Here is an 18,558-nt window from a genome sequence, read left to right on the forward strand (position 1 = left end):
GCACTTCCAGAAGCTGGAACTGGTCGTCAGCAACGTCAAGTTCCAGGACGGGGAGCAAGTGGTTGATCAATCAGACAGGAATGCGGCCTGATCGCCATCCACCAGATTTGACGATAACTCGTTGAGCTGACGGCAACGGGTTAGGCACGAGCCGACTCGTTAGCTTAGCCGGCATCAGTCGAGCTGATCACTTCGCTGGGCAATTCTGGGCCTTCAGCGGGCAGCCACCACACAGCGGCTCATCGGGCAGACGATATTTCACGCAACACAACCGCCGCACACGGGTGGGGATATCACCGCCCAACTCGAGATATCGCACCGGCTGGTAGAGCGGATTGCGACGCCCGTCAGCGAGCGTCTTGGTGTCGAGATAGCGCAGCAGCGGCTCCCCGGCAGCGGTAAAGTGTGGATGCCGCGAACAGGTCTGGCCCACGTATTCAACGTAGTGGCCGAGGTTGCTCCAGAACACCTTGGACGAAAGCCCCGAGCACTCGGCCAGTGCCTCGATCAAGGGCGCACAAAAATCATCGAACAGCGTGGTGAAGCGGGTCTCGAAGTAGAGTGACGCCAGGGATTCGCCGCCATCACGCAGCCACAGGCGGGTTGCCTCACCTCGATCGCCGAGCTCGACACGCAGAAGTTCGGGCTGCACCGGCAGCCCCCGCCCCAACAGCAGGTTGGCTACCAGGGACGGTATCGAGACCAGGCTGAAAAGATACTTCGACCAGATCGACGCTGCCGCCATACGATCGGCCCCCTCACCGAAACTGGCCGTATAGCGTGCCAGCAGCTCATCGAGCGTTGCCCGGTCGAGCAGCGCACTGCCAGGTAGTGTCGCCACATCAGGGGCACCGAAGGCGGGCACTTTCAGGTTGTCCAGGGGCGGCTGACGATAGAGCGCGAGCAGCGCCTCGACCGGATTCGCCTGGCGAGTGATAAGCTCCGCTACATGCGTCATGCGCACCTCCTTGTCTCCACTGCCTATCGACTGGGCATCGGCACGCTTCACAATCTGCGCAGTCCCCACATGAAGTAAGCGCCACCGATCAGCGAGGCAACCAGCCCGGCTGGAATCTCGTAAGGGAAAATGATCTGGCGGCCTACCCAATCGGCCAGCACCATCAACAGCATGCCCACCAGTGCCGCCCCCAGCAGATGCTGACGCGCCCTGGACATCCCCAACAGCCTGGCCATATGCGGCGCCAGCAGCCCGACGAAAGAGAGCGGCCCCACCACCAGGGTGGCGCAGGCGGTCAGCAGAGCCACCAGCAATAGCAGCACCAGGCGAGCGCGATTAATGGCAATACCCAACGCCTGGGTGGTGGGTACCCCCAAGGGCAGGATGTCCAGCCAGCGGGTCAGCGGCAGAGTGCACAACGCCAGCAGCGCCGCCAGCGTTCCTACCACCAGGGCGCTGGTGAGATCGACGTAATAGGTGGAGCCCGCCAGCCAGGCGATCACCTGCTGCCCGCGGGGATCGCCGCCTGCCAGCATCACGCTGCGCACCGCATCGAACAGCGCCGTGACCGCCACCCCGGTGAGCAGCAGGCGCTCCGGTACGAAGCCGCTGCGGCGATTGAGTGCCACCAGGATCAGCAGCGTGGCAAAGGCCCCCAGGGTGCCGACGCCGACCAGCATGCCGCTGGTCGGCGCGGGCAGCAGGAAGATACCCAGGATCAGGGCGATCGCACAGCCACCGCTGATACCCAGTACCTCGGGGCTGGCCATGGGGTTGGCGGAGAGGCGCTGCAGCAAGGTGCCGGCCACTGCCAGCATCAAGCCGCTGGCCGCCGCCGCCAGCACCCGGGGCATACGCCACTGCATAACGTTCCAGTTATCCGGCGACAGCCAGTACCAGCCACTCACTCCCTGCCCCAGTAGCAGGCCCAGGGCTGCAGCCAACAGCAGGCCAATGGCCAGACGCATGGCCAGGCGCTCGGGGGCGGGATGTCGGTTGGCCAGCACGGCTGAGGGTTGCGGAGCTCGGTTCCCCTGCAGCTTCAGGCGCGGGATTAGCCACAGCAGCAGCGGCGCGCCAAGGGCACCTGTCACCGCGCCGGTAGGAATCAGCATCGGCACCAGACCAGTGAAGTTCTGCAGTAGCAAGTCGGTAGTGGCCAGCAGCACCGCCCCCAGCAGCGTGCCCCATAGCAGACGCTCGCCGAGGCGGCGCGCCCCCGCCAGGCGCACGATATTGGGCGCAGCCAGGCCGATGAAGCCGATAACACCCACCACGCTGACGATGCTACCGGTGATGAATACCGCCAGCCCCATGCCCGCAAAGCGCAGATGGGTAAGCGACACCCCTAGACTCTTGGCGCTGGCATCGTCCAGTTCCAGCACCGCCAACGGGCGCAGCAGGAACCAGGCCAACACGCAGCTGATGGCCAGCCGCGGCCAAAGAATCGCCACGCCATCCCAGCCATTCTGGGCCAGTGAGCCGGCGCCCCAGATCAGCAGCCCCGAAAGTGCCTCGTGATTGAACAGCAGCAGCGCCGTGGCCAACGCCCCCAGGTAGAGGTTCACCACCAGCCCGGCCAGCACCACCACGATAGGCGCCAAGCCGCGCCGCCAGGCCAGCATGAACACCAACCCCACCGCCAAACCGCCACCGGCGAGCGCCACCCACTCGCGGCCAAAGGCCAGCAGTCCCGGCGCCAGCAGGGTCGCCGTCATCAACGCCAGGTTGGCCCCCGAAGCCACCCCCAGGGTGGTAGGCGACGCCAGCGGGTTGCGCAGCACTTGCTGCATCAGCACCCCGGCCAGCGCCAGGCCACCGCCGGCCAGCAGTGCAACCGAGAGCCGTGGCCACCAGGCGTAATGCAGCAGCAGTTGGTCGACATCCTCGAACGCAGGTGCCAGCAGTGCCTTGAAGCCCAGAGAGATACCACCCTGGGCCTCCAGCCCCAGCCAGAACAGCACGACCAGGGGCAAGCTCAGTAGCCAACAGGTAAGCGCCGGCATACCGCCGCGCATCGTGTGCCCCATCATATTTGCCCCGCCTGCAGCCCTTGCCACACCCGGCGGCACCCTTTCGTCAGCCATGCGGCTCCTTTCGCTCATCTTTGGCTCATCGATTCATCAGCCCATCAACAAACGCTAACAATTATCATTGATATCTTAATTGTGAATGATACTCTTTCCCGCCTAGCAACACCACTCGAGTCTTCCAGGCAAGGGAATCCCATGAAGAAACGCATAGCCCTCGGTTTCACCGTGGTTGCCAGCTCGGCCGCCATGACCCTTCACGCCCAAGAACGCCAGGACACCATGGTGGTAGTGGGATCGCGCACCCCCACCCAGATCAACCAGATACCCGGCGCGGTGTGGATAATCGAAAAGGAGGAACTACAGCAGCAGATCGAAGCCGGCGCCGATCTCAAGACGGCTCTGGGCAGGCTCGTGCCCAGCCTCGACATGGCCCCCGAAGGGCGCACCAACTATGGCCAGAACCTGCGCGGCCGCACCGTACAGGTATTGATCGACGGCGTGTCGATGAACAGCTCTCGGGGCCTGTCCCGTCAATTCGACTCCATCGACCCCTTCAACATCGAACGCGTCGAGGTGCTCTCCGGGGCCAGCAGTCTCTATGGCGGCGGCGCCACCGGCGGCATCGTCAACATCATCACCCGTAAAGGCCGTGTCGGTGGGCCGGATTGGCGCACCGAGGTCGGAGTCACCACCGGCTTCAATCGCAGCAGCGATCTCGACAGGCGGATCGCTCAGTCGGTCAGCGGTGGCAGCGAACGGGTGCAGGCCTATCTCGGCACCGCCTTCCAGGATAATGGCCGCCAGTTCGACGGTCGCGGTAACGAGATCTTCCCCGATCTCGCTCAGACCGACCTGCAGGACAATCGCAGTATCGACGTGCTGGGCAACCTCACCTTTCAGCTGAATGACACTCAAACCCTGGAACTCGCTGCCCAGCTCTACCGCTCGGGCTACGAGGGGGATCGTGGGGTCTACTTCCCCCACCTGGACGCTGCCAGTCCCAGCCTGGAGGACGCCGAGATCCGTGACGGCTATCGTTCCGACCGCGACCCAGCCACCGATCGCAAGATGGTCAACCTGCAGTACCACCACGCTGACCTGCTGGGGCAGAACTTCTATCTGCAGGCCTTCCATCGCGAGGAGGAAGCCAGCTTCCAGGCCTTCCCCTACCCGGTCGCCGGCGGCTCCGAGTTCCGTGCCTCCCAGCAGAACACCGAGCTCAGCGGCCTAAAGGCGCTGTTCGATGCACGACTGAACGAGCGTATCGGCCTCATCTATGGCCTGGATTACGATCGCGAGAGCTTCGACGCCAGCCAGATGACCTTCGACAAGGCCGTATCCGACGCCACTGGCGGGCTGGTACAGGAACAGGCCAGCATCGCACCACGCTATCCCGGCTACCGGGTCGACACTCTCGCCGCCTTCGCCCAGCTCGACTGGCAGGCGACCGATGCTCTCAAGCTATCGGCTGGTGTTCGGCGCCAGCACTCCGACGTCGAGGTCGACGACTTCAACGGCATTCCCGGCGGCGAGAACGACTACGACGCCACCCTGCTCAACGCCAGCGCGCTCCACGACTTCGGCAACGGCCACCAGAGCTGGCTGCGCTACAGCCAGGGATTCGAGCTTCCCGATCCGGCCAAGTATTACGGCCGTCCGGGCATTAGCGTCGGCGCGAACCCGCTCTCCGCCATCGAGACCGACCAGGCTGAACTCGGCTGGCGTTACCAGGGCGGCGACTGGGTGGCCCAGGCGGCGGTCTACTACGCCTGGTCCGACAAGGCCCTGGAAATCAACAGCGGCGACCTGAGCGTCGACGTGATCGACGACAGGAAGCGTGACTACGGTATCGAAGGTGCCCTGACCCGCTACTTCTCGGACGGCCTCGAAGTCGGCGGCACCCTGCATCTGGTGCGCTCGGAGCAGGAGAACGACGAGGGCGGATGGGAAAAGCGCGATGCCCGCTATGCCTCGCTCTCCTCAGCGACCGCCTTCGTCGGCTGGCGAGACCACGTCCATTCGGCCCGCCTGCAGGCCAACCACACCTTCGACCTGGAGGATGACGCCGATCACAGGATCGACGGCAACACCACCCTGGACCTGGCGCTGAGCCGACAGACCGACTTCGGCAAGTTCAGCCTCGGCGTGCAGAACCTGCTGGACGAGAGCTACTCCACGGTGTGGGGCCAACGCGCGGCGATGTTCTATTCACCCTACTATGGCCCGGAATACCTCTACGACTACCAAGGCCGCGGACGCACCTACAGCCTGACCTGGTCGATGGACTACTGACCCGCCTTCATCGTGATGCTCGCCCCCTCAAGCCCACTCTCGCAGTGGGCTTTTCCTTCCCGCGAGCCAGCTCTCTTCACAAGCCGATACATTGTCGGGCTTGACGGCAATTGCTTAAGTAATAACAATTCTCAATTGTATTTACCAAGGAGCCGGTCATGCGCTTCCCTCCCCTGTGGCGAATCAGTGCCTGTGCGGCATTGCTCGGCCTCGGCCAGAACGGCCTGCTGGTCGCGCTGCCGGTACTGGTGGAACGCTTCGGCCTGCCACTGTCGCAGTGGGCCGGTCTGATCCTGCTGGGTTCGATGCTGTTCCTGCTGGGCAGTCCCTTCTGGGGGCGGGTCGCCGATCGTCACGGCGCACGCGGCGTGGTGATCCAGGCTCTGCTGGGCTACGTGACCAGCTTCGCCCTGATCGGCTTCGCTCTGTGGGCGGCGGCCCAAGGCTCTCTGGGGGACAACGCGCTCCTGGCCCTGGTGGCGGCGGCACGGGTGCTGTACGGCCTGACGGTCTCAGGCATGGTGCCGGCCTGCCAGCAGTGGTCGCTGGCCTTGCATGGCGGAGAGGAGCGGGTCAAGGCACTGGCCGCCATCAGCGCCGGGCTCAGCAGCGGTCGCCTGCTTGGGCCGCTGATTGCCGCCGCCAGTTTGAGCCTTTCCGCCCATGCGCCCTTCGTGGTGATGCTGCTGTGCGGCATGCTGGCCCTGCTGCTGCTCCGGGGAATACCGGCCCCGACGCCCCAGCGCCCGTCTGACGCCAGCCGAGCTGCTCAACTGCCACGCGGCACCTACGACCTGCTGCCCTGCCTGGCCATTGCACTGCTGCTGGCGATGTCATCATCGCTGATGCAGTTGGGTCTTCCCGGCGCGTTACAAGGACGACTCGACATCGATGCCACCCGAGCCGGTCACTTGATGGGGATCCTGCTGTCGCTCGGTGCGCTGGGTGCCCTGACCATCCAGTTGGGAATCACTCGTCGCCGTCGGCTATCCGGTTATGCCCTGCTGGCCCTGGGGGCGCTGGGGCTGGTGGCCGGTTACGGAGTGCTGACGATGGCCGTCGGCCCAGCCAGTTTCGGCCTGGGCGTGATGATCGCCAGCGTCGGCGCCGCCCTGGCCGTGCCCGGATATACCGACGCCGCAACGCGTCAGCGCTCCCCGGGCGCCAGCGCCGGCCTGCTGGCCATGGCCCATACCTTGGGCTACGGCGCTGCGACGCTGACGGTCAGCCTGGCCGCCGCCGCTCACCTGTTGCCACTGTCGCTCGCCGCCGCCTGCGTCCTCCTGCTGCTCGTTCCCATGACCAGGAGCCACTTCCGGGTCATGCCGGCGACCTCGCGGATCACACCCACTCACGACTGACCCAGGCCCAACATGCGGGCCGCAAGGAGCCACGACACGACACCAAGAATGAATACTTCTCATTAGTTTTATATTTCTCAACACGGAGGTTTCCCATGGCGACAACTACCGATGCCGCTCCCCTGAACGAGGTCGACCCGGCCGCCAGCTGCTTCTTCAATGCCCTGCTGCGTGAGACCTGCGCCTGGCGGCTCGATACCACCCCCCACGGAGAAGTGGCGCGTCTGCCCATCACCGAAGGCGAGCTGCAACTGCGACTACGGCACCGCAGTGCCAGCGGCGAATGCCGCTTCCAGTGGCCCATCCTGTGGCTCAAGGGTGGCGCCTCCCAGGCGGTCGATTTCGTCACGGCCCTGGAGCACATTCTGGCGACACCGGCTCTGGTGGGCCCGCTCGACACCACCAACCGCCACACCTTCCGCGAGCGGGTGATGGAGAGCCGGGCCAATACCCGGGCCAGCCTCGACGACAGGGACGATCTCACTCATCTGCAAAACGGCCCGCTGACCTTCGCCGAGGCGGAACAAGGCCTGCTGGCCGGCCACGCCTTCCACCCTGCCCCCAAGTCCCGAGCCCCGTTCAACGAGGCCGAGGCACGCGCTTTCTGCCCCGAGCACCGCGCCCGCTTCGGTCTCGCCTGGTGGGCGGTGGCCCCGCCGCTCGCGGCCGGCGACTCCAGCCGCGACGTCAGCGCCGCCGGGCTCGCCCTCGAGCTGCTGCCAGCGGACCTGGCTACCCGCCTGCCGCCCGGCTTCAGCGCCCTGCCCATGCATCCTTGGCAGGCACTGCAGCTACGCCGCCAAGCATGGGTTCAGGCCCAGGAGCGACGTGGCGAACTGCTGTGGCTTGGCAACAGCGCCGCGGAGTGGCTGCCGACCTCGTCGCATCGCTCACTCTACGCGCCCCGGGCCCCCTGGATGGTCAAGGGCTCGCTGTCGGCGCGCCTGACCAACTCGCTGCGCCTGCTGAGCCTCAAGGAGGTCCAACGCGGCCTGCATCTGGACCGCTGGATGCGCGAGCTCGACGTGGCCCGGCGCTTTCCCGGTTTCGCCGTGATGCAGGAACCGGCCTGGCTGGGCTGGCTCGATGCCAAGGGTGACGTCGACCCTGCCAGCCTGGTGGTACTGCGCGAGAACCTGCTACTCGGGGCGGCGGAAACCGAGACGGTGGTGCTGGCCACCCTGACGCAGCAGCCGCTCGGCCCCGGCCGCCAGACTCTGCTCGCAGCGCGCCTGCGTGCCAAGGCTCAGGCGCTGGGCGAGCCGCTGCCTCAGGTCGCACGCGGCTGGTTCGGCGCCTTTTGCGAACGCGTGCTGACGCCCCTGTTCGGCCTCGCCGTGGAGGACGGCATCGTGCTGCTGGCCCATCAGCAGAACATCGTGCTACGGCTCGACGATGGCTGGCCGGTGGGTATGTTCTACCGCGACTGCCAGGGCAGCGGCGTGGGTGACCGCTTCCTCGAACGGCATCCGCAACTCGCGCCCCCGGAGAACCACTGGCCGCAGGCTACCCTGCGGCGCTACTTCCTCTACTACCTGCTGATCAACTCCACCTTTGCCGTCACCAGCGCGCTGGCGGCCGACGGCCTGGTCGACGAAGCCGTCCTGCTACGTGACCTGCGCGCCCATCTCGAAGGACTGCGCACACGGCTCGATGGCGATCTCGACTGCCTTGACCACGCCCTGCATGCCGCCCGGTTGGAGGTCAAAGGCAACTTCTTCTGCTACCTGAGCGGCATCAACGAGGCCACCCTCGCCGAGCCGGCGCGCCTCTATCTGCCGCTGGACAACCCCCTGGCGGCCACTACCGCCACCCATCGCCACCAAGGAGTTCCGGCATGAGCATCACTCTGGACACCCGGCCTCGTACCGACATCGTCCCGCTGCAGGACGCAGCAGCCCGCCTGGAGCGCGACGCGACGACGGAATCGCTGATCGAGCGCATCGATGCCGCCTTCGCTCACCATCCCGAGCTGGCACTGCTGATTCTGGAGCCGGCCGCTTGGCAGGATCATGCCGACTGGCCCCGGCTGGTCGAGGCACTCGGCGGTGGCCGCGTGCTGCGCGGCGATTTCTATCAGCAACCCTGGGATTGGCTGAGGCATCCCCCCACCCGCCCTGAGCAGACTCCCTTCGAGACCGGGAGCGGCCATCCCAGGCGCCCCGCCAAGCCCAGCGGCCTCGTCTATCGGCGCGCCGATCCACGCCTAGGGCGAACCTTCTCGCTGCGCCTGATCGAGCCCGATCGCGACCTCGAGCGCTTCGTGCAGTGGATGCACCTGCCGCGGGTCGCGGAGTTCTGGGAGCAGGCCTGGCCCGCCAGCGAACTCGCTGACTTCATCGCGCAGCGACTCGCCGACCCGCACACTCTGCCGCTGATCGGCGAGTTCGACGGCCGCCCCTTCGGTTATTTCGAGCTCTACTGGGCCGCCGAGGACCGGCTCGCCCCCTATTACCCCTGGGCCTCCTTCGACCGCGGTCTGCACCTGCTGGTAGGCGAAGAGGACGTTCGCGGGGCCCGCTTCGTCGATGCCTGGCTGGGCGGGCTGTCTCACTACGCCTACCTCGCCGAGCCGCGCACACGCCGCCTGGTGCTGGAGCCGCGCCACGACAACCACCGCCTGTTCCGCCACCTAGAGCGTCTGGGCCTGACACGGCTGCGCGACTTCGACTTCCCCCACAAGCGAGCCAGCCTGGTGATGGGGCAGCGCGAACGCTTCTTCCGGGAGGTGCTGTGATGGAGTCGCTCGATACCTGTCTGACGCCGCACTGGGAGGCGGTCAATCGCGAGCTGATCGCCAAGATGATCGGTGAGCTGGCTTATGAGCAGGTCATCGTCCTGACCAACGACGGCGACCTCCAGCGACTCGACCTGGGCGAGAGCGGGGCCTGGCGCTTCCAGGCCAGCCCCAACCTGTGGCGTCACCCCCGGGTCGACCCCGCCAGCCTGGAGCCCCCCGCCGGTGCCACCTTGGAGGCCGCCGATTTTCTCCTCGCTCTGGCGCCGCTGCTCGGCATGAATGACGCCCAGATCGCCGAACATCTGGAAGACCTGTTCGCCACCCTTCGCGCCGACTGTCGGCTACGCGAAGCCCGCCGCGGACTGAGTGCCGATGCGGCCATTCTGCTTTCCGAGCCGCAACGCCAACGCCTGCTCGACGGCCATCCCAAGTTTCTGTTCAACAAGGGCCGCCGCGGCTGGGGATTGGAAGCCCTGGCACGCTACGCCCCGGAGCACGGCAACGCCTTTCGCCTCGCCTGGGTGGCCATCGCCGCCGATGCCCTGGAGTGCGGCGGCGGCCCCATTGATGCCCCTCCCCTGCTCGACTCGGCGCTGGACGAGTCGGAGAAGGCTCGACTGTACCAGGCCCTCGCCCAGCGGGTGACTGACCCTGCCACCTATCGGCTGCTGCCGGTTCACCCCTGGCAGTGGCAGCAGTGGCTCGGCCCCCTGCATGCCTCCGACATCGCCCGCCGTCGCCTGGTCTACCTCGGCGAATTCGGCGACAGCTACGTGCCTCAGCAATCGCTGCGCACCCTGACCAACGTCAGCCGTCCAGCGGCCTACGACATCAAGCTGCCGCTGACCATCATGAACACCTCCTGCTATCGCGGCATTCCCGGCCGCTTTCTGCTCGCCGGTCCCGCCGCCTCGGCCTGGCTGAAGGCCCGGGCACACGACGACGAGGAGTTCGCCCGCGTGAATCTGGAGATCCTCGCCGAACCTGCGGGAGCCGTGCTGCCTCATGAGCAGTATGCCCGCCTGCCGCAATCGCCCTATCGCTACCGCGAACTGTTCGGGGTGATCTGGCGAGAGTCACTGGCACCACGACTGGCAGCCAACGAGCAGGCGCTGCTGATGGCCGAGCTGATGCAGCTCGACGAGCAGGGACGCCCCTGGCTCGCCGCCTATCTGACGGCTGCCGGCGCTCACGCCCCCCAGGCTGCACAGGCCTGGTTCACTCGGATGTTCGAGGTCACACTAGTGCCGCTCTGGCACCTGATGTGCCGCTACGGCGTGTCACTGATCGCCCACGGCCAGAACCTGACACTAATCCTGCGTGACGGCTGGCCTCACCGTCTGGCTCTCAAGGACTTTCAGGGCGACCTGCGGCTGGTCGACGAGGAGTTCCCCGAGGCCCACGACCTGCCCGCCGAGCTCAAGAAAGTCACGGTGCGCCTGCCGCCGGAGAAACTCATCCATGACCTGCAGACCGGGCACTTCGTCACTACCTTGCGTTTCATCGCCCCTCACGCCGCAGCCTGCGGGGTCTCGGAGACATGCTTCTATCGCCTGTGTGGCGACGTGCTCGCCGCCTACCGGGATCGACATCCCGAGCTGGCCGAGCGCTTCATCCGCTTCGAACTGTTCGCCCCGCACATCCTGCGCCTGACGCTCAATCGCGCCAAGTTCCTGCACGCTACCGACGCGGCAGCGGAACGCATGCTCGCCGAGATGGAACTGCGCGTCGACAACCCGCTGCACTTCGTCCGTCTGCCAGCCGATGCGGCCGGCGTCACCAAGACACAGGAGGTGTCCAATGTCTGACTCCAACGTTCTCGATCTTGCCGGCCTGGGCGCCGGACCCTTCAACCTGAGCATCGCCGCGCTGGCCGATTCCCATCTACCACGGCTCGCCACGCGCTTCTTCGAGCGCCGCCGCGATCCGGCCTGGCACCCTGGGCTGATGCTTCCCGACACCCATCTACAGACCGGTTTTCTCAAGGACCTGGTCACCGCCGTGGCACCGGACAGCCGCCACTCCTTCCTGCGCTACCTGGTCGAACACCACCGCTTCTACCGCTTCCTCAACGCCGAGCTGGATACCGTCAGCCGCGCCGAATTTTCCGACTACCTAGGCTGGGCTGCCCGGCGCCTGGACAACGTCGCGCTCGGCGAGGAGGTGCGGGAGGTGCGGCTCGATGCGCGCGGCTTCCGGCTGCGCACCGATGCCAACGACTACCGTGCCCGCCATCTCTGCCTGGGTACCGGCAAGCGTCCCTGGCTGCCGGACTTTGCCGAGGCACTGCGTGGGCCTCACTGCCTGCACGCCGCTGAGATCGCCAGGAGCCGGCGTGACTTCAGCGAGCGCCGCGTGGTGGTGGTCGGCGGCGGCCAGAGCGGCGCCGACATCTTCCTCAATGCGCTGCGCGGCCATTGGGGCCAGCCACGGGAGCTGCACTGGATCTCACGGCGGCGTAATTTCGAACCCCTCGATGAAACCGCCTTCACCAACGAGTACTTCACGCCGGACTACACGCGCAGCTTTCACACTCTGCCCCGCGAGATCCGTGAGCGTGAGGTGGCGGCCCAGAAACTGGCCAGCGATGGCATCACCCCAGCCGCCCTGCAGACGCTTTATCGCGAGTTCTACCACCGGTTCGACGTGCTCGGCGAGCCCCGCTGGGCACGGCTCTTTCCTCACCGCGAGGCCATCGCCCTGGAGCGCAGCGGTCTCGGCTTCACCCTGACCACCACGCATGGACTCACCGGTGGGAAGGAGCACTTCAATGCCGATGTCGTCGTTTTCGCCACCGGTTTCTGTTCCCACCTGCCGGACTGTCTCGCCGACCTGGCCCCGCGCCTGGAACGCGATGCCCATGGCGAGCTGATGCTGGGCCCCCACTTCGAAGCGAGCTGGGACGGGCCCACCACGCACCGCATCTATGCGGTCAACGCCGGCCGCCACAGCCACGGCATCGCGGAGCCTCAGCTGTCGCTGATGGCCTGGCGCTCGGCAACGATCCTCAACCATGTCGCCGGCCACCAGGCCTTCGACCTGCAGGAGGACGATGGCCCCATCGAATGGCACCCTACAGCCGAGCCGCGCTGGGTCCAGGCGATCTGACGCTTCTTGCCTGTACCGCTGTTGCAGCCCGCTCGTTGCTGACGAGCGGGCCCAGACACACTCACCGATCGGAGAGGCGACCAGGCGCTTCGCAGGCGAGATGGCCGGACTCCTCCCCTCTACTCGACAGGAACGACTGGCAGCCCAAGTTTGACATGATCAGCCTTATCGCCCAGAATGCAAATCAATCTCATTGAGATTTTTTATGGTACCCCCCATGACTGCAGAACGCTCTCAGCTGTACTACACATGCGTCTTCCTGCACGTCTCCTTCCAGGCCGTGCATAACTTGGTGGCCACTTCACCGAAGCGGGATGACACGCCCTGCTGGCTGGATGCCCAGATGCTGCGCATGCTCCTCAGCGAGCTACAGCGCTGCCGCAGAGAGGCAGCGCCCTTCAAGGGTGTCCATCAACCGCTGGACACCGCGGTCTATCACTGCGGCCTGCTGATAGCCCAGTGCCCTGCCGCCCTTGACCGCCAGCTCTGCCAGCACCATCTCGAAGCCATCATGGTGCCGCTCAAGGAAGCAACGACTCAGCTCTCGGGCGCTGCCCACCGCGTTGCTACCAGTCGAGCATCGTCACCGAGCCAGCGCCTTCGCAGTTGGCTGGGCTGGTAATCGATTCTTCGTGCAAGGAATCCAACATGCTAGAGGTCAAGGAAGCCAGCTTCGAGGTCAACGGCAAACGCCTGCTCCAGCCAGTGAGCCACGCCTTCGCGGAGGGTAAGGTCTACGGTTTGATCGGTCACAACGGATCGGGCAAATCGACGCTGATCAAGCTGCTCGCCCAGCAGCATGCCGCCAGTCGGGGCGAAGTCCTGCTCGACGGAAAGCCACTCGAGGGCTGGGGGCAGCGTGCGTTTGCCCGCCGCGTTGCCTATTTGCCCCAGCACCTGCCCAGCGCGGAAAACCTGATTGGTCGCGAGCTGATCGGCTTTGGCCGCTATCCCTGGCACGGCCTGCTAGGACGCCAAACGTCCAAGGACAAAGCCGCCGTCGAACGGGCCATCGAACTCAGTCACACCGAGGCCTTTGCCGACCGCTTGGTGGATACACTTTCGGGCGGCGAACGCCAGCGGGTATGGCTGGCCATGCTGCTGGCCCAGGAGAGTCGCTTCCTGCTGCTCGACGAGCCATTGGCGGCCCTGGACATCGCTCATCAAATGGAAGTGCTGAACCTGATACGAAGACTGTGCGACGAGCTGAAGCTGTGCGTCGTCATCGTGCTCCACGACATCAACATGGCCTCACGCTACTGCGACGAACTTCTCGCCCTGCACAGTGGTCGTGTATTGGCCCACGGTTCTCCCGCGGAAATGATGACCAATGCCACCCTGGAAGCCATCTACGGCCTGCCAATGCAGGTCATGCCCCATCCCAGCGGCGAGCATCGTATTGCTGTGGCGTGCTGACCGAAGCTCGCCCTCCCATCGCCTAACGAAAACGCCGCAGCCTATGGCTGCGGCGCTCGTCTTACGAAACGAACCTGGGATCAAGAAGCGGCCTGCTGATAGCGGCGCTCCACCTCTTCCCAGTCGATCACGTTGAAGAACTCGGCGATGTAGTCCGGGCGCTTGTTCTGGAACTTCAGGTAGTAGGCGTGCTCCCACACGTCCAGACCCAGCACCGGGGTGTTGCCGTTGGAGATGGGGCTGTCCTGGTTGAGGCTGTTCTCCACCACCAGCTTCTTCTCCGGGGTAACGCTGAGCCAGGCCCAACCGCTGCCGAAGCGACCCAGGGCCGCTTTGGTGAAGGCATCCTTGAAGGCCTCGAAGCCACCCAGCTCACTGTCGATGGCTGCGGCCACCTCGCCCTTGGGCTGGCCACCGCCGTTGGGCGACATCATCTGCCAGAACATGGTGTGGTTGGAGTGACCACCGCCGTTATTGATCACCGCCTGGCGCTTGTCGGCCGGCACGCGATCGAGGTTGGCGAGTAGCTCGTCGACCGGCATGTCCTCCAGACCCGTTCCCTCAAGGGCAGCATTCAGGTTGTTGACATAGGTCTGGTGGTGACGCGAGTGGTGGATCTCCATGGTCATGGCATCGATGTGCGGCTCGAGCGCATCGTAGGCGTACGGCAGGTCAGGGAGGGTGTGTGCCATGTTGGTCATCTCCTTTGGTGTCAGTGGTTGTGCTGCAATCAAATGAGGTGCGGTCGCCGAGCGGCGATTTCAACCGTCCCGAGCTCCTTTTTCTCAAGGCACGAACACCCTACACCAGACAGAGTGCCCTCGCCCAGAACGCAAAGGCCAATCGGCAAGAAGCCGGCTCCTTGCGGAACCGGCTTCTTTGGACATGACGGAGAGGGCTCAGAGCTTGCTCTCGAGCTCCGGCAGGATCTGGAACAGGTCGCCGACGAGACCGTAATCCGCCACCTGGAAGATCGGCGCTTCCTCGTCCTTGTTGATCGCCACGATCACCTTGGAGTCCTTCATGCCGGCCAGGTGCTGAATCGCACCGCTGATGCCCACGGCAATGTAGAGCTCCGGCGCGACGATCTTGCCGGTCTGCCCCACCTGCATGTCGTTGGGCACGAAGCCGGCGTCTACCGCGGCGCGGGAGGCGCCGATGGCGGCGCCCAGCTTGTCGGCGATGCCGTCGAGCAGCTTGAAGTTCTCGCCGCTGCCCATGCCGCGCCCGCCGGAGATGACCACCTTGGCCGCCGCCAGTTCGGGACGGTCGCTCTGGGCCAGCTCCTGCTTGACGAAGCTGGACTGGCTATTGTCGGCAACGATATCGACATTCTCGACGGCTGCGCTACCGCCTTCGCCGATGGCATCGAAGCCGGTGCTGCGCACGGTGATCACCTTGAGGCTGTCGGCACTCTTCACCGTGGCGATGGCGTTACCGGCGTAGATCGGACGCTTGAAGGTGTCGGCATCGACCACTTCGACGATCTCGGAAATCTGGCTGACGTCCTTCAGCGCGGCAACCCGCGGCAGCACGTTCTTGCCGGTGGTGGAGGCAGCGGCCAGCAGGTGGCTGTAGCCATCGGCCAGCTCGGCCAGCAGCGCGCCCATGGGCTCGGCCAGCTGGTGGGCGTAAACCGCGTTGTCGGCCACACGGACCTTGACCACGCCGTCGAGCCTGGCGGCGGCCTCGGCCACGGCGCCGACGTTCTCGCCAGCGACCAGCACGTCGATGTCGCCACCGATGGCCTTGGCTGCGGCAACCACGTGGGCGGTGGCGCCGGCGAGCTGGCCGTCATGATGTTCTGCTAATACCAGGATGCTCATGCGATCAGCTCCTTCAAATCACTTTGGCTTCGTTCTTCAACTTGTCCACGAGCTCGTCGACGGAGCCCACCTTGATGCCACCCTTGCGCTCGGCCGGCGATTCGACCTTGAGCAGCGTGAGCTTGCTGGCCACCTCGATGCCGTAATCGGCCGGGCTCTTGACGTCGAGCGGCTTCTTCTTGGCCTTCATGATGTCGGGCAGCTTGGCGTAGCGCGGCTCGTTCAAGCGCAGGTCGGTGGTGACGATGGCCGGCAGGGTCAGCTCTACGGTCTGCAGGCCGCCGTCGATCTCGCGGGTCACCTGAAGCTTGTCTCCCTCGACCACCACCTCGGAGGCGAAGGTACCCTGAGGCAGGCCAGCCAGTGCAGCCAGCATCTGGCCGGTCTGGTTGTTGTCGGTGTCGATGGCCTGCTTGCCGAGAATGACCAGCCCCGGCTGCTCCTCTTCCACTACCTTGGCCAGCAGCTTGGCCGCGGCCAGCGACTCGACGCGCTCTTCGGTCTCGACATGAATGGCCCGGTCGGCGCCCAGCGCCAGAGCGGTGCGCAGCTGCTCCTGGGCGGCCTTGGGACCGATGGTCACCGCGACGACCTCGGTGGCCACGCCTTTCTCTTTCAGCCGCACGGCCTCTTCCACGGCGATCTCGCAGAAGGGGTTCATGGCCATCTTGACGTTGGTGAGGTCGACGTCGGAGTGATCCGCCTTGACGCGAATCTTGACGTTGTAGTCGATGACGCGTTTGACCGCGACGAGTACTTTCATGGTGTCCTCGCTTGGTTCGATGGGTGAACCTTTTCGTTAGGGACTCGCTGACGCCCATGGCGTGCCGGGAAGATCAACGACTCCGCGATTCTGTCAGCATGCCTCCGCGCATTCCAGAGCATGCCGTTTCATGCAAGCGTTTGATAGGCGCCGAATCAAAAAACCCTGCCAATGTGCCATAGCCTGGGCTTTGGCAACAATCCCCTTGCAACAGACCGAAGCGTGGAACGTAGCACATTGGCATCGTAGGGGTATCCTGAGTCGTTTATTATGCCTATCATGAAGAATATCGAGAAGCAAACGACCGTTTTATTTTCCTTCGACGTTGGTGGCACATCCGCTCCGACGCCGAAGCCGAGGGAGGAGCGACTGGCATGTCTGAGCAAGTAGAACGCGATTCGATGGATTTCGACGTGGTGATCGTCGGCGCCGGCCCTTCCGGGCTGTCTGCCGCCTGCCGCCTGATGCAGCAGGCGGGCGAGGCCGGCCAGGAGCTGACCGTCTGCGTGGTGGAAAAGGGCTCCGAGGTCGGCGCCCACATTCTCTCGGGCGCCGTGTTCGAGCCCCGCGCGCTGGCCGAGCTGTTCCCCGACTGGGAAGAGCGTGGCGCCCCGCTGACTACCCCCGCCACCCGCGATGAGGTCTACCTGCTCAAGGATGCCGAGAAGGCGCAAAAGCTGCCCAATGCCCTGGTACCCAAGAGCATGCACAACACCGGCGGCGACATGAAGCGCTACGTGATCAGCGCCGGCAATCTGTGCCGCTGGCTGGCCGAGCAGGCCGAAGGGTTGGGTGTCGAGGTGTTTCCGGGCTTCGCCGCCCAGGAAGTACTGCACGACGAGGACGGCACGGTACGCGGCATCCTCATCGGCGACATGGGCGTGGCCGCCGACGGCACCCCCAAGGATAGCTATACACCGGGAATGGAGCTGCGCGCCAAGTACACCCTGTTTGCCGAAGGCGCACGCGGCCATCTGGGCAAGGGCCTGATCTCGCGCTTCAAGCTCGACGCAGGCAAGGACCCTCAGCATTACGGCATCGGTCTCAAGGAGCTGTGGGACATCCCCGCCGAGCAGCACGAGCCGGGATTGGTCCTGCATGGTTCTGGCTGGCCGCTGGCCAAGGACACCCACGGCGGCTGGTTCCTCTATCACGCCGAGAACAGTCAGGTAGTAGTCGGCCTGATCATGGACCTCTCCTACCGGAACCCCTGGCTCTCGCCGTTCGACGAGTTCCAGCGCATGAAGCACCATCCGGTACTGGCCAAGCACCTGGAGGGCGGCAAGCGCGTGGCCTACGGCGCGCGGGCCATCACCAAGGGCGGCCTCAACTGTCTGCCGAAGATGACCTTCCCCGGCGGACTGTTGATCGGCTGCGACGCCGGCACGCTCAACTTCGCCAAGATCAAGGGCCTGCACACGGCGATGAAATCCGGCCTGGTGGCCGCCGAAGCGGTGTTCGAAGCGATCGCCGCCGGCGATGAAGGCGGCCAGGAACTGACCGCCTTCAATGAGAAGTGGGAAGCGAGCTGGGCCTACGCCGAACTCAAGGAAACCGCCAGCTTCGGCCCGGCGATCCACAAGTACGGTACCGTGGGCGGCGGGGCTTACAACTTCGCCAATCAACTGTTGGGCGGCAAGCTGCCTAACCTGCACGACACCACCGCGGACCATGCCGCCCTGAAGCCGGCCGCCGAGTTCGAGAAGATCGATTACCCCAAGCCCGACGGCAAGCTCTCCTTCGACAAGCTCTCCTCGGTGTTCCTGTCCAACACCAATCACGAGGAGGATCAGCCAAGCCATCTGAAGCTGCTGGACCCGGAGATTCCCATTCGCGAGAACCTGCCGAAGTATGCCGAGCCGGCTCAGCGCTACTGCCCGGCCGGGGTCTACGAAGTGGTCGAGGACGACGACGGCAAGCCGCGTTTCCAGATCAACTTCCAGAACTGCGTGCACTGCAAGACCTGCGACATCAAGGATCCTGCGCAGAACATCAGATGGGTGGCGCCGGAGGGCGGCGGCGGTCCCAACTATCCCAACATGTAACTGACGGCTCCACTAC

14 protein-coding genes are annotated in these 18,558 nt (G+C 65.1%); 9 read left to right on the top strand and 5 right to left on the bottom strand.

Annotated features, from left to right (window positions below):
* Positions 1-187: 187 nt before the first annotated feature.
* Together fhuF and fhuB are read right to left on the bottom strand one after the other, a co-directional pair.
* Positions 188-958 (bottom strand): siderophore-iron reductase FhuF, encoded by a 771-nt coding sequence (gene fhuF / locus HOP58_RS04185; RefSeq protein ID WP_234259651.1) that lies wholly within the window; start codon positions 956-958, stop codon positions 188-190.
* 47 nt (positions 959-1,005) lie between these two features.
* The gene (fhuB, locus tag HOP58_RS04190) at positions 1,006-2,991 is read right to left on the bottom strand and encodes a Fe(3+)-hydroxamate ABC transporter permease FhuB (RefSeq protein ID WP_234259652.1); all 1,986 of its coding nucleotides are present in this window, start codon (positions 2,989-2,991) and stop codon (positions 1,006-1,008) included.
* A 195-nt stretch (positions 2,992-3,186) separates the two neighbouring features.
* Between fhuB and HOP58_RS04195 the strand changes: the two genes are divergently transcribed.
* The 8 genes from HOP58_RS04195 to HOP58_RS04230 all read left to right on the top strand — a co-directional run bounded on the left by HOP58_RS04195 (position 3,187) and on the right by HOP58_RS04230 (position 13,908).
* The gene (locus HOP58_RS04195; protein ID WP_234259653.1) at positions 3,187-5,283 is read left to right on the top strand and encodes a TonB-dependent receptor; all 2,097 of its coding nucleotides are present in this window, start codon (positions 3,187-3,189) and stop codon (positions 5,281-5,283) included.
* Between the two features lie 158 nt (positions 5,284-5,441).
* Complete coding sequence (locus HOP58_RS04200; RefSeq protein ID WP_234259654.1) at positions 5,442-6,644, top strand: MFS transporter; 1,203 nt, start codon at positions 5,442-5,444, stop codon at positions 6,642-6,644.
* A 95-nt stretch (positions 6,645-6,739) separates the two neighbouring features.
* A complete protein-coding gene (locus HOP58_RS04205; RefSeq protein WP_234259655.1) occupies positions 6,740-8,485 on the top strand; it encodes an IucA/IucC family protein in 1,746 nt (581 codons plus the stop codon).
* The gene (locus HOP58_RS04210; protein ID WP_234259656.1) at positions 8,482-9,381 is read left to right on the top strand and encodes a GNAT family N-acetyltransferase; all 900 of its coding nucleotides are present in this window, start codon (positions 8,482-8,484) and stop codon (positions 9,379-9,381) included. The genes HOP58_RS04205 and HOP58_RS04210 overlap by 4 nt, the downstream gene beginning before the upstream one ends.
* The gene (locus HOP58_RS04215; protein WP_234259657.1) at positions 9,381-11,192 is read left to right on the top strand and encodes an IucA/IucC family protein; all 1,812 of its coding nucleotides are present in this window, start codon (positions 9,381-9,383) and stop codon (positions 11,190-11,192) included. The genes HOP58_RS04210 and HOP58_RS04215 overlap by 1 nt, the downstream gene beginning before the upstream one ends.
* A complete protein-coding gene (locus HOP58_RS04220) occupies positions 11,185-12,492 on the top strand; it encodes a SidA/IucD/PvdA family monooxygenase (RefSeq protein WP_234259658.1) in 1,308 nt (435 codons plus the stop codon). Before HOP58_RS04215 ends, HOP58_RS04220 begins: the two co-directional genes overlap by 8 nt.
* Before the next feature lie 217 nt (positions 12,493-12,709).
* Positions 12,710-13,114, top strand: coding sequence for a hypothetical protein (locus tag HOP58_RS04225; protein WP_234259659.1), 405 nt, complete (start codon positions 12,710-12,712; stop codon positions 13,112-13,114).
* A 26-nt stretch (positions 13,115-13,140) separates the two neighbouring features.
* Positions 13,141-13,908, top strand: coding sequence for an ATP-binding cassette domain-containing protein (locus HOP58_RS04230; RefSeq protein WP_234259660.1), 768 nt, complete (start codon positions 13,141-13,143; stop codon positions 13,906-13,908).
* A gap of 80 nt (positions 13,909-13,988) precedes the next feature.
* On the opposite strand, the gene HOP58_RS04235 is transcribed toward HOP58_RS04230, so the two are convergent.
* The 3 genes from HOP58_RS04235 to HOP58_RS04245 all read right to left on the bottom strand — a co-directional run bounded on the left by HOP58_RS04235 (position 13,989) and on the right by HOP58_RS04245 (position 16,497).
* Entirely contained in the window at positions 13,989-14,600 is a 612-nt protein-coding gene (locus tag HOP58_RS04235; RefSeq protein ID WP_234259661.1) for a superoxide dismutase, read from the bottom strand.
* Positions 14,601-14,807: 207 nt separating this feature from the next.
* Positions 14,808-15,734, bottom strand: a complete 927-nt coding sequence (locus HOP58_RS04240) for an FAD-binding protein (RefSeq protein WP_234259662.1) — start codon at positions 15,732-15,734, stop codon at positions 14,808-14,810.
* A gap of 13 nt (positions 15,735-15,747) precedes the next feature.
* Positions 15,748-16,497, bottom strand: a complete 750-nt coding sequence (locus HOP58_RS04245) for an electron transfer flavoprotein subunit beta/FixA family protein (protein WP_234259663.1) — start codon at positions 16,495-16,497, stop codon at positions 15,748-15,750.
* A 374-nt stretch (positions 16,498-16,871) separates the two neighbouring features.
* Here HOP58_RS04245 and HOP58_RS04250 point away from each other — a divergent pair, with 374 nt between their 5' ends.
* Positions 16,872-18,542 (top strand): electron transfer flavoprotein-ubiquinone oxidoreductase, encoded by a 1,671-nt coding sequence (locus HOP58_RS04250; protein WP_234259664.1) that lies wholly within the window; start codon positions 16,872-16,874, stop codon positions 18,540-18,542.
* The last annotated feature ends 16 nt before the right edge of the window (positions 18,543-18,558 follow it).

The organism is Halomonas sp. MCCC 1A11062 (assembly GCF_021404355.1).
Lineage (GTDB): Bacteria > Pseudomonadota > Gammaproteobacteria > Pseudomonadales > Halomonadaceae > Halomonas > Halomonas aerodenitrificans.

What these genes read in the sequence shown, in the direction of transcription:
- HOP58_RS04230 (WP_234259660.1), top strand. Translation starts at nt 13,141, where the DNA reads ATGCTAGAGGTCAAGGAAGCCAGCTTCGAGGTCAACGGCAAACGCCTG.
- HOP58_RS04250 (WP_234259664.1), top strand. Translation starts at nt 16,872, where the DNA reads ATGTCTGAGCAAGTAGAACGCGATTCGATGGATTTCGACGTGGTGATC.
- HOP58_RS04210 (WP_234259656.1), top strand. Translation starts at nt 8,482, where the DNA reads ATGAGCATCACTCTGGACACCCGGCCTCGTACCGACATCGTCCCGCTG.
- HOP58_RS04235 (WP_234259661.1), bottom strand. Translation starts at nt 14,600, where the DNA reads ATGGCACACACCCTCCCTGACCTGCCGTACGCCTACGATGCGCTCGAG.
- HOP58_RS04195 (WP_234259653.1), top strand. Translation starts at nt 3,187, where the DNA reads ATGAAGAAACGCATAGCCCTCGGTTTCACCGTGGTTGCCAGCTCGGCC.
- HOP58_RS04200 (WP_234259654.1), top strand. Translation starts at nt 5,442, where the DNA reads ATGCGCTTCCCTCCCCTGTGGCGAATCAGTGCCTGTGCGGCATTGCTC.
- HOP58_RS04240 (WP_234259662.1), bottom strand. Translation starts at nt 15,734, where the DNA reads ATGAGCATCCTGGTATTAGCAGAACATCATGACGGCCAGCTCGCCGGC.
- HOP58_RS04245 (WP_234259663.1), bottom strand. Translation starts at nt 16,497, where the DNA reads ATGAAAGTACTCGTCGCGGTCAAACGCGTCATCGACTACAACGTCAAG.
- fhuB (WP_234259652.1), bottom strand. Translation starts at nt 2,991, where the DNA reads ATGATGGGGCACACGATGCGCGGCGGTATGCCGGCGCTTACCTGTTGG.
- HOP58_RS04215 (WP_234259657.1), top strand. Translation starts at nt 9,381, where the DNA reads ATGGAGTCGCTCGATACCTGTCTGACGCCGCACTGGGAGGCGGTCAAT.
- HOP58_RS04225 (WP_234259659.1), top strand. Translation starts at nt 12,710, where the DNA reads ATGACTGCAGAACGCTCTCAGCTGTACTACACATGCGTCTTCCTGCAC.
- fhuF (WP_234259651.1), bottom strand. Translation starts at nt 958, where the DNA reads ATGACGCATGTAGCGGAGCTTATCACTCGCCAGGCGAATCCGGTCGAG.
- HOP58_RS04205 (WP_234259655.1), top strand. Translation starts at nt 6,740, where the DNA reads ATGGCGACAACTACCGATGCCGCTCCCCTGAACGAGGTCGACCCGGCC.
- HOP58_RS04220 (WP_234259658.1), top strand. Translation starts at nt 11,185, where the DNA reads ATGTCTGACTCCAACGTTCTCGATCTTGCCGGCCTGGGCGCCGGACCC.